This is a genomic window from Janthinobacterium agaricidamnosum NBRC 102515 = DSM 9628 (assembly GCF_000723165.1).
GTDB classification, from domain to species: Bacteria; Pseudomonadota; Gammaproteobacteria; order Burkholderiales; family Burkholderiaceae_D; genus Janthinobacterium; species Janthinobacterium agaricidamnosum.
On record NZ_HG322949.1, the window covers coordinates 5,842,566 to 5,858,229 of the forward strand.

Consider the following 15,664-nt stretch of genomic DNA (forward strand, 5'->3'; position numbering starts at 1 on the left):
CATGGCGGTTTTTCAGTGATCAGGCGGCCAGGCGTTTGACGCCGTGCAGTGCGCCATTGGCGGCGGTTGCCGCGCTGCTGGCGCGCTTGGCGGCCGGCGGCTTGCCGAAGTTGAACAGGCTGACCGCCTGTTTCAGGCTGTCGGCCTCGTCGGCCAGGCTGGTGGCGGCGGCCGCCGCTTCTTCGACCAGCGCCGCGTTTTGCTGGGTGACCTGGTCCATGTGGGCGATGGCCTGGTTGACCTGGTCGACGCCGATGCTTTGCTCGCGCGACGCGATCGAGATGTCCTGCATGATGGCGGTCACCTGCTGCACCGACTTGACCACCTGCTCCATGGTGGCGCCGGCGCGGTTGACCTGCACCATGCCGGCGCCGACCTTGCCGACCGAGATGTTGATGAGATGCTTGATATCCTTGGCGGCCACCGACGAGCGCTGCGCCAGGTTGCGCACTTCGCCGGCGACCACCGCGAAACCGCGGCCCTGTTCGCCGGCGCGGGCCGCTTCGACGGCGGCGTTCAGCGCCAGGATATTGGTCTGGAAGGCGATGCCTTCGATCAAGCCGATGATGTCGACGATTTTCTTCGACGATGCATTGATGTCGTCCATGGTGCTGATCACTTCGGCGACGATGTCGCCGCCCTCCACCGCCACTTTCGACGCGGCCACCGCCAGCGCATTCGCTTCCATCGAATTGTCGGCGTTCTGCTTCACGGTGGATGAAAATTCCTCGATGCTGGAGGCGGTTTCTTCGAGGCTGGCGGCCTGCGATTCGGTGCGGCCCGACAGATCCATATTGCCGGCCGCGATTTGCCGGGTGGCGACCGCCATGGTTTCGACATTGACGCGCACATCGCGGATGGTGGCGATCAGGTTGCTGTTCATTTGCTGCAAGGCGCGCAGCAATTGGCCGACTTCATCGGTGCTGTCGGTCTTGAAACTGCCGGACAGGTCGCCGGCGGCGATGCGGCGCGCGCCGTCGAGCGCCTTGCCCAGCGGTTGCAGCACCGAGCAGCGCAGCGTGTACCACAGGAATACGTTGATCAGGAAACCGGCCAGCGTGGCGCCGAAGATCGCGTAATTGGTGAGCTTGCCGCCGCTGCTGTACAGGCTGATGATGCAGACCAGCAGCTGCAAACAGTTCACTACGCTGGTGGCCAGCCAGATGCGCAGGTTCAGCGACATATGGGCCAGCCTGGCCAGCAGGTTCGGCAAGCCGGGACGGATCACGGCGCCATGCCTGATCCGCACACCCTGGCCTTTTTGCTGGCGCAGCTCGGCATAGGCGGCGCTGGCCGCCTCGACTTCGGCTTTTTCCGGCTTGATGCGCACCGACATGTAACCGACCGTCTTGCCGTTTTCCATGGTCGGCGTGACGTTGGCGCGCACCCAGTAAAAGTCGCCGTTCTTGCAGCGGTTCTTGACCAGGCCGGTCCATGGCGTGCCTGCCTTGATTGCCGCCCACATGTCGGCGAACGCTTCGACCGGCATGTCGGGATGGCGCACGATGTTTTGCGGCGCGCCGATCAGTTCCGCTGCCGAAAAGCCGCTGACCTGGCTGAAATACGGGTTCACGTAGACGATATTGCCCTTCAAATCCGTTTTGGACACGATGGCGTGGTCATCCATCAATAGCACTTCACGGTTGGTGACGGGCAAGTTTTGGCGCATGGCGGCATCCCTGGAACAGAAAGATCAAGAAAATCTTGCACAATTGCAAGAGCTAGATCCAGTGTACGGAGTCGTCGCGGCAAATTTATTGATGTAGATCAAAATCCTGAATATTGGCCGGCATGGAAGGGCCGGCAAGCTGGCCAGGGCCGGTTTTGTCAGTCGATACCCGGACTGAGCGGGCGCAAATTACCCACCGCATAGCCCTGCGCATAATCGACGCCCAGTTCGCGCACCACTTCCAGCGTTTCCGCGTCTTCGACGTATTCGGCGACGGTCTGGATGCCCATCACGTGGCCGACTTCATTGATGGCCTTGACCATCGCGCGGTTGATGTTGTTGTTGGCGATGTCGCGCACAAAGACGCCGTCGATTTTCAGGTAGTCGACCGGCAGCGCCTTCAAATAGCCGAACGACGAAAAGCCGCTGCCGAAATCGTCCAGCGAAAAACGGCAGCCCATCGCTTTCAGGCGGCCCATGAAGATTTGCGCCTTCGGCAAATTGGCGATCACCGCGGTTTCGGTGATTTCAAAGCAGATCTGTTCCGGCGCGATTTCATACTGGACGAATTGTTCGGTGATGTAGTCTTGCAAGCCGGTGTCGGCCAGCGACATGCCGGACAGGTTGATCGAATACAGCGCCGGCTTACGGCGCCAGCTGTCCTGCAGCGCGTCGATCGGCGCCAGGCTGTCGCGCACGCTCTTGATGTGATGGCAGACCGCCTGGATGACCCAGCGGTCGATCGAAATCATCATGTCGTAGCGTTCGGCGGCTGGAATGAAGGCGCCCGGCAAGATCAGGTCGCCCTTGTTGCCGAGGATGCGCACCAGGACTTCGTCGTGGTTTTCCCGGGTTTCGCGCAAATGCACGATCGGCATCGCATACAGCCGGAACGCCTGGCGCTCGAACGCGTCGTTGAGGCGCGACACCCACATCATTTCGCCGTGGCGCTGGGTCAGCATCAGGTCGGATTCCTGGTACACATGGATGCGGTTGCGGCCCTGTTCCTTGGCCAGGTAGCACGCCTGGTCGGCGGCGACCAGCAATTCGCTCATCGACTTGCTGTCTTGGTTGATTTCGACCATGCCGATGCTGACGCCCAGCTCGAAGCTGCGCGCATCCCATACAAAGCGGAAATCCTTGACCGACTGGCGGATCTGGTTGCCGATCAGCCGCGCCTGGTCGGGCGGGCAATGCGGCAGCAATACGCCCAGCTCGTCGCCGCCCAGGCGCGCCAGGATGTCGCTGTTGCGCATATCGGTTTGCAGCATTTTCGACAGCAATTGCAGCAGTACGTCGCCGGCGCCGTGGCCGCAGGTATCGTTGATGATCTTGAACTGGTCCAGGTCCATGTACAGCAAGGCGTGTACATGGCCTTCCTGTTTCGACGAGCGCAAGGCCATCGCGATTTGCTGCTCGAATTCGCGCCGGTTGATCAAGCCGGTCAGGGTGTCGTGGGTGGCTTGCCATGACAATTGCTGGCTCAGCTTGCGTTCATGGCTGACATCGTGGAACACCACCACCGCGCCGAGGATGTCGCCGTCGCGCGACCAGATCGGCGCGGCCGAATCCTCGACTGCGAGGCTGCGCCCTTCGCGGGTGATCAGCTGGGCGTGCGACGACCCTGCGATCGCCTGGCGCTGCTGCAGGCATTTGATGGCGACATGTTCCATCGGCTGGGCGGTAATTTCATCGACCAGTTTCAGGGTTTGCCGGATATCGACGCCATGCGCCAGTTTGTTGCTCCAGCCGGTCAATTGTTCGGCGATGCGGTTCAGGTAGCGGGTCTTGCCATGCCGGTCGGTGGTGATCACGCCGTCGCCGATGGAACTTAGGGTCACTTCCGCCAGTTCCTTGCGCTCGGCGATCAGGATTTCCTTTTGCATCCGTTCGGTGATGTCCCAGATGATGCCCAGCGTGCGTTGCGGCGTGCCGTCGCGCTTGCAAAACACCTGCGCCTTGGCGGCCAGCCAGTGTTCGCTGCCGTCTTGCCACAGCACCCGGTATTCCAGGCCGTAGCCGTCGCGCCGCTCTACGCCATCCTGCAATGTTTGCACCACCCGGTCGCGGTCTTCCGGATGCACGAAGGCCAGGAAGGCGCGGAAGGAATGGGTCAGCGGCTGGTCTTCCAGGCCCAGCAGCGCGGCGCCGCGCGGCGACCAGGTGACCGAGCCCTTGATGATGCTGCCGTCCACGATACGCGAATCCCAGATCGCCATCTGCGCGGCGTCCATCGCCAAGCGCAGGCGTTTTTGCAAGTCGCCCATCCGTTTCACCTGATTCGGTTAAAAATAAGTTAAAGAATCAAAAATGCAATTTTTGCTTTGATTTACCTATTAGACGAAAAAGACGGGCTTCGGTTCCTGGCGACTGGATGCCGATGGCGGTTTATTTCGGCGGCGACGACGCTGTCAGTGCGCGCCACAAACGACTTGCGCCAGCGACTACGGCCAGCACCAGTGCCCCGGCGGCCACGCCGGCCACTGCATTGAGCAGGCTGGGCACGATCGCCCCCAGCAGCGGGCCGGCCGCGTGTTCGGCCTGGTGCAGCCAGCCGGCCGCCAGCGGCCAGCCGTGGGTCAGAATACCGCCGCCGACCATGAACATGGCGACCGTGCCGATCACCGACAGCGCCTTCATCAGTTTCGGCGCCGCCGTCAGCAAGCCGTGGCCGAAGCCGCGCAGCAAGTCCATCAGCGCACCGGGGCCGCGCCGCTGGCTCAGGTACAGGCCGGCGTCGTCCAGCTTGACGATGCCGGCCACCAGGCCGTACACGCCGATGGTCATCAGCAGCGCGATGCCGGCCACCACCGCCACCTGCTGGCCGAACGGCGCGACCGCCACCGTGCCCAGCGCGATCACGATGATTTCCGCCGACAGGATGAAGTCGGTGCGGATCGCGCCCTTGATCTTGTCCTTTTCCAGCGCCACCAGGTCGACCGCGGGATCGCTGACGGCGTGCGCCAGCTGCGCGCGGTGGGCGCTGGCCTGCTCGGGACCATGCAGGTATCGGTGCGCCAGTTTTTCAAAACCCTCGTAGCACAGGTAGGCGCCGCCCAGCATCAGCAGCGGCGTGATGGCCCAGGGCGCAAAGGCGCTGATGGCCAGCGCGGCCGGCACCAGGATGGCCTTGTTTTTCAGCGAACCGAGGCCGACCGCCCAGACCACCGGCAATTCGCGCTCGGCGCGCACGCCGGACACTTGCTGGGCGTTCAGCGCCAGGTCGTCGCCCAGCACGCCGGCGGTCTTCTTGGCCGCCACCTTGCTCATCAGGGCCACGTCGTCGAGGATGCTGGCGATGTCGTCGAGCAGCGCGAACAGGCTGGTGCCGGCCATGTCAGGCCGCTCCCGGCCGGGCTGGGTGGACGATGATCGGGGGCAGCGGCATATTTTTCATGGTTTTTTCCGGGACAGGGGGCTAATAAAATTTTAATGACTGGCAGGTATAACGATGCACGACAGATACTGCCCAATGCTTTTATTGTTAGTTAGAAAATATAGCCACGATATTACCCCAGCGGCGCTCCAAACGGCGCACCGGGACTGCTGTAGAATCGTTCCCTTAGACAACTTTTTTGAGATAGAAACAGCATGAGCTTCGCCACCTGGATCACCTTTGTCATCGCCGCCAGCATCATCGCCGTCTCGCCCGGCTCGGGCGCGATCCTGTCGATGTCGCACGGCCTGTCGTACGGCGTCAAGAAAACCAGCGCCACCATCCTCGGCTTGCAGGCGGGCTTGATCCTGATACTCATTATCGCCGGCGCCGGTGTCGGTTCGCTGCTGCTGGCGTCTGAAATCGCCTTCAACATCGTCAAGACGGTCGGCGCGCTGTACCTGATCTACCTCGGCTTGAGCCAATGGCGCGCCAGGGCCGAAGCGGTTTCGACGATGCAAGTCCAGACCGAGTTGCCGTCGGTGCGCAAGCGCGTGCTGACCGGTTTCCTGACCAATGCGACCAATCCGAAAGGCATCATCTTCATGGTCGCGGTGCTGCCGCAATTCATTACCCACGGCGCGCCGCTGCTGCCGCAACTGGTGATACTGGCGGTTACCATGTGTACCATCGACCTGATGGTGATGCATAGCTACGCTTTCCTGGCGTCGATGATGCAGCGGTTTTTCCGCGATGCGCGGGCGGTGAAAAAACAGAACCGTTTTTTTGGCGGCATGCTGATGGCGGTCGGCGCGGCGCTGTTCTTCGTCAAGCGCGGGGCCCAGGCCTGAGCGCGGGGGCAAGCCGCATGTGCAAACATTTGTAACCCTGATTGTCATATCGGCATGGGCTGCGTTCTAATGGATTATCCGACACTCGTCCGTCGCCACCTGGAGTGCGCTCATGCGTCCCACCCTGCTCAATGCGCTGGCCACGCTGCTACTGGCCTCGATTACCTCGCTGGCGCTGGCTGATCCGCCGGCGCGGGTCGGCCGCATCTCGGCCACCGATGGCCTGGTGGTGCTGCAAACCACCGAGGGCGAATACATCGACAGCGGCTTGCTGAACTGGCCGCTGACCACCGGCAACCGGATCAGCACCATGCGCGGCGGCGGCGCCGAATTCCGGCTCGGCTCCAGCGCCGTGCGCCTGTCCGGCGACGCCGAACTGGAAGTGAGCCAGCTCGACGACGATCATTTCAAATTGCGCCTGCTGCACGGCAGCGCCAGCGTGCGCTTGCGCAATCCGCAAGCGCTGCCCGGCTTCGCGCTGGACACGCCGCAGGCGCGCATACGCCTGCAGCAGCCGGGCTGGGTGCGCATCGACGCCGACCGGCCGCTCGGCACCACCGTGCTGGGGGTGCTGGAAGGCGTGGCCGAGATCGACGGGCCGGGCGACACGCTGACGGTACGGGCCGGCAAGCGCGTCGAACTGACTGACGACGATGTCCGCATCGGCCTGCTGCAGCGCGACGCCTTCGACAATTGGCCGGAACTGGCGCTGGCCGGCGCGCCGGCGCTGAGCTACGTCAGCGAAGATACCACCGGCTATGAAGAATTGGACCGTTACGGCAGTTGGCAAAACGACGCCGATTATGGCCCGTTGTGGTTGCCGCGTTCCCTGCCGGCCGGCTGGGCGCCGTACAGCGATGGCCGCTGGACCTGGGTCGCGCCGTGGGGCTGGACCTGGGTCGACAATGCGCCGTGGGGTTATGCGCCGTTCCATTACGGGCGCTGGGTGATGGTCGGCCAGCGCTGGTGGTGGTCGCCGGGGCGCGGTCGCCAGCGCCCGGTATGGGCGCCGGCGCTGGTCGGCTGGGTCGGCGGCAATCCGCATGGCGGGCATGGCCCGTCGGTCGGCTGGTTCCCGCTGTCGCCGCGCGAGCGTTATGTGCCAGGCTACCGCGTGTCGGCCGATTACCAGCGGCGCATCAATAGCGATGGCCGCTGGACCGGCAATGGCGGGCAGCGCGAGCGGCGCGACGGTTTGATCGTGCTGCCGCAAGACCAGTTCGGCCAGCGCCGCACGGTGCAGGTCGGCAGCAACACGCCGGCGACGCTGCCGCCGGCGCAAATTCATCATGTGCCGCTGGCGCCGTTGCCTGCCGCGCCGCAGCCGGGCAACTGGCAGCGGCCGAATGGCGATGAGGCGCCGCGCCGTCCGGACTGGAACCAGGCGCGCGACTGGCCGCGCCGTGCGGCGCAGACGCTGGCCACCGACAGCCCGGGCCGGCCGCCGATCCCGGCGCTGCCGGCTACGCCGCCGCTGCCGGCAATTCCGGCAATGCCGGCGCTGCCGCGCGCGGCGCCCGATCTGGAGCGTGAGCACTGGCGCGAGCAGAGGCTGTATCAGCAACAGCGCGAGCAGCGCGCATGGCAGGAGCGCGAGCGCCAGGAGTATCCGCGCCGCCGCGACGGCCGGATTGAAACCGGTTCGATGCCGGCGCTGCCGCCGGTGATCATGCCGCGCGCACCGGCGGTAGTGGTGGTGCCGGCGCAACCGTCGCAGGCCAGTCCGCCGCCGCAACCGCAGCAACAACCGCAGCCGCCGCGCCGGGAAGATGGCCGGCGCGAGCGCGGTGATCGTGGCGAGGGTAATGGGCCGCGTCGCGGCAACAATGCCGAAATGTTGCGCTAGTTTTCACTCGGGAACGCAGGAATCCGGGCCCGGCTTTACCGCCTGGCCCCGGTTTTGCGTAGTTCATGCCGCAAAAGCGGCAGTTCATCACATAGCCTTGGTACTTTGGGAGCGGTTTTTATACAGTGGCGATACTGAAAAGCAACGCGGGCCGACGCCAGCCGCGCAGCGCCGCTTTCAGCCGTACCCATTTACCCGGGCTATTTCTGGACAATAGAAATAGTTTTTCGCCAGCCGTTCGCGGCTGGTTTTTTTTTGCCGCGGCGTCCTATTCCCGTGCGGCGAACCTGCCGGGCGGCCTGCTCAGGCTAGCAAAATTGCTTATATCTCTACAAACGAGGGATAATGCAGCGCGCTAGCCGGCGTCAATCACCATGCCGGCATGGCACTTTGTCACTCCTCTTTATCTCAAAAGACTACGCATGAAGCCATTTCAGATTGCCTTGATTGCCGTCTCGTTGCTAGCGCTGGCGGGCCAATCCGTGGCCGACTCGCACCCATCGAAGAGTGGCGGCAGCAAGTCGACGTCGTTCAAGAGCGGATTTTCATCGCAAAAGAGCAGCCCGAGTCCGGCCAGGAGCAGTAGCAATGGCGCATCCAGGCCGCCGTCATCGTCGTTCGGCTCGTTCAGTTCGCGCCGCCAGGACAGCCCGGCGTCCTCGAATACGTCCGGCGACAGCCGCGCGCCCAGCCGTTCCTCTGGCGGTTTCGGTTCCTTCGGCCAGCGCGCCGCGGCGGACGATACGGCGCCATCGCGTTCCCGTTCGGCGCTGTCGCGCGACCTGGACCAGAAAAGGGCCGACAGCAACGCGCTGCGCACGCTGGAGCAGCGCCGCGCCGCGGCGAATGCGCCGGCGCCATTCGCGCCGCCGGCCGATGCCTACCGCCCGCAGCCTCAGCCTCAGCCTCAGCCTCAGCCTCAGCCCTATACCCAGCCTTACAACCAGCCTTACAACCAGCCGCAGCCCGCGCCGGTAGTGGTGCAGCGGCAAGGCAGCGGCCTAGGCAATGTGGCGGCCGGCTACGTGCTGGGCCGCATGGCCAGTGGCGGCAACAGCCATGCGGCGCCGGCCGTCACCACGCATACTGACAATGGCGGCGGCGCCAATGCGCCGGTCACGGTGCCGAATCCGGTCGGCGTCGATCAGGCCCCGGCGACCGCTTCGGCTACCGCGCCGGCGGCGGCCAAGCGTCCAGAAATATCGACCGCGGCGGCGATCATTGCCGGCCTGATCTGGCTGGCGATGCTGGTTTTTATCGGCTGGCTGCTGTACCGTGCATATCGCGCCTGCAAGGCGCTGTTCAAGAACCGGCCGCGGCGTACCGCACATTATTCTTTTGACAGGGACTGACATGGGGTGGAAAGATGCCTTCAACTATATGCGCGGCATGGCAGGCAAGCATGGCGTGGACGGCGGTCAGCGTGAAGACGACGGCTTGCCGCTGGGTGCGCGCATCGGCAGCGTCGTCACTTTGCAGCAATCGCCGCTGATCCGCGCCAACAGCAGCGGTTCGCTGATCGCGATGCCGGGCGCGAATGGCGCCGATACGCGGGTGCTGGCGGTGTCGCAGATCAAGCTGAACATGACGGGCGGCCTGTACCGCTATTACCTGGCCAAGGGCGACCTGGACGCCAAGGAAAAATTCTTGCAAGTGTTCCGCGATGACCAGGGCGAGATCGCCGAGATCATGTATTGCACCCAGCTGGCGCGGGTGGTGCCGGAAACCGCCGAAGACCAGGACGCGTACACCGGCGTTTCCGGCTACGGCCTGGGCGACAAGACTTATACGCTGTGGCGCGAGCAGCTGGGCGATATCGGCCTCGATGACGCCGACCTGGACCTGGTGTTCGGCACCGGCGACCGGCTCGATTACTGGCGCGACGCCGGCGACCATGACAGCGAATTCGTGGCGCCGTTCAGCGGCACCGAAGTGCGCATCGACGATCCGACCGGAGCGCGGGGCTTGAAGCAGGAAATGTATTTCATGCCGTATGTGCGCGACCTGGCCGATGGCACGCCGGAGTATTTGCTGATCACCACCGAGATCATCGGCAGCGTCGACGGCGATGCGTCGCGGCGCGGCATCCATGTCGATTTCGTCATCGGCATCCCGGTCGAGCGGGAGCGGCTGGCGATCCAGTAGCGCGCTGCGGGATGAGGCAGTGCGGGTTTTCATTTCAACGAGAGGAATACAAGATGGGTAATGTGAATGGCTGGGGATTGACGGCGCGTTTGATTTCAAAACACTTCGGCGTGCTGGGCGACCGCGTGTCGGAGGCGATTGCCAATTTTGACCCGGAAACGGCGACCGAAGCCGACCGCGACCGCCTGGCCGACACCTTGCGCGCGACCGCGCAAAAACTGGCTGCCGCGCGCGCCTCGTTCGACAAGGAGCACGCCGACGTGGTCAAGCTGCGCAATTTGATCGATACCGATGAAAAGGCCACCGCGACGCTGGCCGAGCGCCTGGCCGCCGGCAAGATTTCGGAAGCCACCGTGACGCTGTTCTGCGATGAGCTGGAAGCGAACAAGGCCCGCCTGCCGCAGGAAATCCAGGAAGAGGAAGACGCCCGCTCCTACATGGACGAGCTGCAAAAGATCGTCGATGCGCTGTCGCGGCAACTGGCCGATTTCGACGCCGCCGCCAGGAAAGCGCTGCAAGCGCTGGCGGCCGCCCAGGCGCAAAAGGATTTGCAGGCGCTGCGTTCCGAGCGTCAAAGCCAGCTGGCCGGCCTGCAAGGCTTGCAAGGCAATTCCAGCGCGCTGGCGGCGTTGACGCGGCGTGCGCAAACGGTCAGCAACGAAGCGGCGGGCATGAAGATCGTGGCCGACATCGGCCAGCGGCCGATCGACCAGGCGGCGCAAATCGACGCGATCCGCAAATCGGTCAGCCAGGGCGACCAGGGCGCGGAAACCGCGTTGCAGCGCCTGCAACGTTTGTCGGGCAAAAGCGGCGCATAAGCACCCGCCGCCGGGACTGTACTTTACGCCGTATCAGTAGTCGTGGCGTAATTTTGGCTACAATACCAGTCGAAATGGCGGATACATGCCATTTTGACTGGTTTTTTAATATGGCGAACACTTATTAGCATTTGATTGGAATGAACATGGCAGATATCCCACGCAGCGAATCCTTGATCGAGTATCCGAGCGATTTTCCGATCAAGGTCATGGGACCGACGCACATCGACTTCGCGCCAACCATCGTCGAAGTGGTGTTGGGCTTCGATCCGACCTTCCATCCAGGCCGTCTCGAAGAGCGTCCTTCGGCGAAAGGCAATTACACCGGCTTGACGGTGATGGTGCGCGCCACCAGCCGCGAGCAGCTCGATGCGCTGTACAGCGCGCTGTCGGCCCATCCGATGGTCAAGATCGTCATGTAAAAAACGGCGTGCCGCCGCTGGCGGCGGCATCAGCCGGCCTGAACGAAAACCGGGCCTGGCTTATAATGATGCTGTTACGGTTTCGCCAGAAACCAGCCAAGATTGAGTGCCCATGTCCACAAACGCCGAAACGGCGCTGATCCGCGATCTCGGTCGCGCCGAATACGAACCGACCTTTGCCGCGATGCGCGCCTTCACCGACGCGCGCACGCCCGCGACCCGCGACGAACTCTGGATCGTCGAACATCCACCGGTATTTACGCTGGGGCTGGCGGCCGACCGCGGCCACCTGCTGGGCGGAGCCGGGGCTGCCGACGCGATTCCCGTGGTCCAGACCGACCGCGGCGGCGAAGTGACCTTCCACGGCCCCGGCCAGGTGGTGATTTACCTGTTGATGGACTTGCGCCGCAACAAGCCGGGCGGCAAGCTGTATGCCCGCCAATTCGTGCATAAAATAGAACAAGCGATCATCAACGTGCTGGCGGCGTATAATCTGGCTGGCGAGCGCATCGAAGGCGCGCCCGGCATCTACATCGCCGGCGGTCCGGAGCAAGGCGCGAAAATCGCCGCGCTGGGCTTGAAAGTGCGCGGCAACGGCTGCACCTACCATGGCTTGTCGTTGAATGTGGCGATGGACCTGGCGCCGTTTTCATGGATTAACCCGTGTGGCTATGCCGGGCTGAAAACGGTCGACATGCGCAGCATGGGCGCCGATGCGGCGCTGGCCGACGTGCAGCAGGCGCTGGCGCGCGAACTGACCGTAGTACTCGATGCGGGCGGCGCGGCCGCTGCGGATCAACCGAACAAATTAAACTAAGCCCGTTTGGGCCACGCAGACCATGACTTCTGAAACCATTTCCAGCACCGTCCCCGTCGCTCCGGCGGCGCCCGCCCCCGCTCCGGCCTATAACCCGAGCGACAAGCAAAAAGGCGCCAGCAAGACCGCGCGCATCCCGATCAAGATCGTGCCGATCGAACAGATCGAGCGCCTGAAAAAGCCGGACTGGATCCGCGTCAAGGCGGCGTCGGCGTCGACCCGTTTTTATGAAATCAAGGACGTGCTGCGCGAAAACAAGCTGGTTACCGTGTGCGAAGAAGCGAGCTGCCCGAATATCGGCGAATGCTTCGGCAAAGGCACCGCGACCTTCATGATCATGGGCGACAAATGCACCCGCCGCTGCCCGTTCTGCGACGTCGGCCATGGCCGTCCCGACCCGCTGGACCAGGACGAACCGGCGAATCTGTCGAAAACCATCGCCCAGTTGCGCCTGAACTACGTGGTGATCACCTCGGTCGACCGCGACGACTTGCGCGACGGCGGCGCCGGCCATTTCGTCGAGTGCATCCAGAAAACCCGCGCGCTGTCGCCACGCACCCGCATCGAAGTGCTGGTGCCGGACTTCCGCGGTCGCCTGGCGAAAGCGCTGGCGATCTTCAAGGATGGCTTGCCGGACGTGATGAACCATAACCTGGAAACCGTGCCGCGCCTGTACAAGGAAGCGCGTCCGGGCGCCGATTACAAGCACTCGCTGGAATTGCTGCGCGACTTCAAGGAACTGTACCCGCAAGCGGTGACCAAGTCCGGCCTGATGGTCGGCCTGGGCGAAACCGACGAGGAAATCCTCGAAGTGATGCGCGACATGCGTGCCCACAATGTCGAGATGCTGACCATCGGCCAGTACCTGGCGCCGTCGAACTCGCATTTGCCGGTGCGCCGCTACGTGCACCCGGACGTGTTCAAGATGTTCGAAGAAGAAGCGTACAAGATGGGCTTCACCCACGCGGCCGTCGGCGCGATGGTGCGCAGCTCTTACCACGCGGACGTGCAGGCGCATGGCGCCGGCGTGGAATCGGCGCTGAACGCTTAAATTCCCGGTAGTATGGATCTTTCGCGGCTGCGGCGGTGACAGCCCGAGCACCCATCAGGGGTGCTCGGCAGCAGCTTTCACAGCGATTCTTTGGTTTTACTTCTGCCCGCGACTACCACTGTGCCGGGAATTAATCGCCTCCAGCACTTAACATGCTGACATATTCCTTCAGAATTTTTTTCATGCTTAGCTGATATTGAGCAGCGTGTTTGTTAACAGGAATGGGTTTGTCATAATTGCCATCCTTGAAGGTGCTCTTCATGCTTTCAAGTAATTCTTCGCGCTTCTTGAGGGGCATTTCAGGTAGCAAACTGCGGATAATGTCGAGATACTCTTGTGCCGCTTGTACGTGCCGGGCGTTCACATTTTCGTTTTTTAAAGTACTCAGCAATGCTTTACCGTGGTGTTCCGTTACCAAGGCCCGCGCCCAGTCTTCTTTCGGCAGAAACGATTTAAACTCGTCAAATGCCTTGACCGTATCAGCGTGCCCGTTTTCCAGAGCCTTGCAGAGTCCCGGAATTCCGGCCTCATTTTCAGCGGCCACCAGACCAGCACGATCCTTGATCGGTATCAGTTCAAGCAAGTTTACTGTTGCACGGATACTATCGGCGTGTCCTTTTTCCGCAGCATAGTGCAGCGCAGGAGGAGCGCCTTCTTCATAGGGATCGCGTGCAATGAGCAACGGCGTGCGACGCTCTTCAGGAATGCCTTGCAGCAGTGTCGCGATTACCTTGATGGTCTCGGGATGATTCATCTGGTAGCCCAGAAAGAATGCCGGTGATCCCTCCATTTTGCCTTCAAGCAGCGTGATGATATCCTCGCCAGAAAGCTTTTTTTGATGAAGATGCGTAAGCAGTTCGCCGAACGCCATGATGGCGTCTGCATGTCCGTTTTGGAAAGCACTATAAAGTCCTGGAAATCCACTGGCGGACTTCGCTGAAAGAAAACTCATCCATTCCTGAGCAGACCAGGCCGATTTATTTATTTCTTCATGCAATTGTCTGATATTGCCGGAAAATCCGTAACTCAAGAAATGATGCATCGCAGTCGCTTCCATTTTGCCAATTCCAATAATGTCGCTCAACGTCCGATTAACTTTTGCCGGATGGTGCTTCTTATTTTCGATCGGATCCTCGGGCGAAATAACAAACATTGCCGACATTTTATTGGGCCCTTCCGGGTAATACCAATCTTCATCTTCTTCAATAAATGATGTAATTTCCATGGTTTCAAACGATTTAGAGCTAACAACGGCACTACGCGCATGCGTCGTGGTTGCATTTGGATCGCTGAATCTTGCGACATAAACTTTACCACCATCTCTGGTTTTGACGGTTAGACTCAAATTCATTTCATGGATAATCGAATCTATCAAGATTTGTTTTTCACTTTCTCCCGTTGATTCCATTTTTTCGAATTGATGAAATAAAAACTTGCCGAAGTCCTGGTTTTTTACCAGATACGCCTCTTCTACCGTATTAATCAGATTTGTGCGAATGACTTCGATCTCCGGTTTGACGTGGTCGGAAATACTTTGAATGCTTTGATATTGCTCATATGGGAATTTAAATGGCCGCCATGCTTGACGGCTGGCAATGAGCTTATGGGTAGAGAGATGCCTGCACACAATGCTTTCTTCACTGCCAATGAAGGTAGCTTGAAGGTTTAATTGCTTGGGTCGTCCCCGCCTCGGGGAGTAGTAGGGCACGGTTTTCATTACTTTGCAAATCTGTGGATTCTTGATGTTGTTTTTTTTCTCCAGCAAGCGGAATCGTCGGTCCTGATCAGGTTTTTGTAAAATAAGAAATGCGCGCAGATAGGCAACATTCTTTGGTGATTCCGTTAACACGAGTTCCGCCCATACTTCCTGAATATTTTTGGTGCCAATGAAATGGTTTAGTTCTTTCTGTGCCGCATCGAATTGTCTGCCGCGTAAAAGTTTATCTAGCGATGTTTCGCTGGCAGAGACTTTTGTATCTGGATAGAGGTCTTTCCTACGCCGCTCCCGCACCAGTAGATCTTTCATGTCTTTACTGCTATGGCATGCAACTGTTTTATAGGGATTTGCTCCTTTGGTAATTATTTCTTTTGCGCTGGCGACGTCGTCATGAATAATTGCGATATCAAGCATTGTTTTTCCATCGGTACTGACGAATTGTGGATCAAAAACACGGTGATTCATGATTTTCGTCTTGATGGAGTGTAATGCTTGTTGACTACAGGCTTGCTCAAGCAGTTCAGATAACTCTTGAGAATTAATATTTGGTTTCTTTAATTTTTCCCGAATGAACGCTTCTGTCGTGTGAGTAATGGCATGGTTGGCTGCATGGGACGAGACGGGTGGCGGTAATCTTGCATGAACAGGCATAGTCGAATATTGAAGAATGGAAAAGGTGATGTTCTGAATGTAGCTAAACTAAAATGGGATCAAATGGCGGGAACTTGCTGTGGCTCTATCTGATAAGGTATGGACAGTCCGCCGACAACTTTCTAGCGAGATAGGTTTCAAGTGACCGGGCATGAGTGACAGGCATTTTGCAAGAGCCACCTGTCATACTGATTAAGTGACTGTTCAGAAATACAAAGTTCCAACTTTTGATGTGTGGCTTGTGAACGTCCGGCGCGTCACGGACATGTGATCAACCTCAAACATGCGGCTATACTTTGGT

Annotated in this window: 12 protein-coding genes; 8 read left to right on the forward strand and 4 right to left on the reverse strand. The window is 60.5% G+C overall.

Translation table 11 applies throughout. From position 1 onward, the window contains the following. Positions 1 to 19: 19 nt before the first annotated feature. The 3 genes from GJA_RS25285 to GJA_RS25295 all read right to left on the reverse strand — a co-directional run bounded on the left by GJA_RS25285 (position 20) and on the right by GJA_RS25295 (position 5,005). Complete coding sequence (locus tag GJA_RS25285) at positions 20 to 1,669, reverse strand: methyl-accepting chemotaxis protein (RefSeq protein WP_038497924.1); 1,650 nt, start codon at positions 1,667 to 1,669, stop codon at positions 20 to 22. A 158-nt stretch (positions 1,670 to 1,827) separates the two neighbouring features. Continuing rightward, positions 1,828 to 3,936, reverse strand: coding sequence for an EAL domain-containing protein (locus GJA_RS25290; RefSeq protein WP_038497927.1), 2,109 nt, complete (start codon positions 3,934 to 3,936; stop codon positions 1,828 to 1,830). Positions 3,937 to 4,057: 121 nt separating this feature from the next. After that, the gene (locus GJA_RS25295) at positions 4,058 to 5,005 is read right to left on the reverse strand and encodes a DUF808 domain-containing protein (protein ID WP_038497929.1); all 948 of its coding nucleotides are present in this window, start codon (positions 5,003 to 5,005) and stop codon (positions 4,058 to 4,060) included. Positions 5,006 to 5,260: 255 nt separating this feature from the next. On the opposite strand from GJA_RS25295, the gene GJA_RS25300 reads away from it, so the two are divergent. The 8 genes from GJA_RS25300 to lipA all read left to right on the forward strand — a co-directional run bounded on the left by GJA_RS25300 (position 5,261) and on the right by lipA (position 12,995). After that, complete coding sequence (locus GJA_RS25300) at positions 5,261 to 5,896, forward strand: LysE family transporter (protein ID WP_038497932.1); 636 nt, start codon at positions 5,261 to 5,263, stop codon at positions 5,894 to 5,896. A 112-nt stretch (positions 5,897 to 6,008) separates the two neighbouring features. After that, positions 6,009 to 7,742 carry a DUF6600 domain-containing protein gene (locus tag GJA_RS25305; RefSeq protein WP_051781318.1) on the forward strand — a complete coding sequence of 578 codons (1,734 nt, stop codon included), beginning with the start codon at positions 6,009 to 6,011 and terminating at the stop codon, positions 7,740 to 7,742. A 422-nt stretch (positions 7,743 to 8,164) separates the two neighbouring features. Then, positions 8,165 to 9,094, forward strand: coding sequence for a hypothetical protein (locus tag GJA_RS26380; RefSeq protein WP_051781319.1), 930 nt, complete (start codon positions 8,165 to 8,167; stop codon positions 9,092 to 9,094). Position 9,095: 1 nt separating this feature from the next. After that, complete coding sequence (locus tag GJA_RS25315; protein ID WP_038497934.1) at positions 9,096 to 9,887, forward strand: hypothetical protein; 792 nt, start codon at positions 9,096 to 9,098, stop codon at positions 9,885 to 9,887. A 53-nt stretch (positions 9,888 to 9,940) separates the two neighbouring features. Continuing rightward, entirely contained in the window at positions 9,941 to 10,705 is a 765-nt protein-coding gene (locus GJA_RS25320) for a hypothetical protein (protein ID WP_038497937.1), read from the forward strand. A gap of 146 nt (positions 10,706 to 10,851) precedes the next feature. Then, on the forward strand, positions 10,852 to 11,127 hold the full coding sequence (locus GJA_RS25325) for a DUF493 family protein (RefSeq protein WP_038501132.1): 276 nt from the start codon (positions 10,852 to 10,854) through the stop codon (positions 11,125 to 11,127). Positions 11,128 to 11,239: 112 nt separating this feature from the next. Continuing rightward, positions 11,240 to 11,944 (forward strand): lipoyl(octanoyl) transferase LipB, encoded by a 705-nt coding sequence (gene lipB / locus GJA_RS25330; RefSeq protein WP_038497939.1) that lies wholly within the window; start codon positions 11,240 to 11,242, stop codon positions 11,942 to 11,944. 22 nt (positions 11,945 to 11,966) lie between these two features. Then, complete coding sequence (lipA, locus tag GJA_RS25335) at positions 11,967 to 12,995, forward strand: lipoyl synthase (protein WP_038497942.1); 1,029 nt, start codon at positions 11,967 to 11,969, stop codon at positions 12,993 to 12,995. A 130-nt stretch (positions 12,996 to 13,125) separates the two neighbouring features. Here the strand turns inward: lipA and GJA_RS25340 are convergent, their stop codons facing one another. Beyond that, entirely contained in the window at positions 13,126 to 15,363 is a 2,238-nt protein-coding gene (locus GJA_RS25340; RefSeq protein ID WP_081905572.1) for a ShET2/EspL2 family type III secretion system effector toxin, read from the reverse strand. Positions 15,364 to 15,664 lie beyond the last annotated feature (301 nt).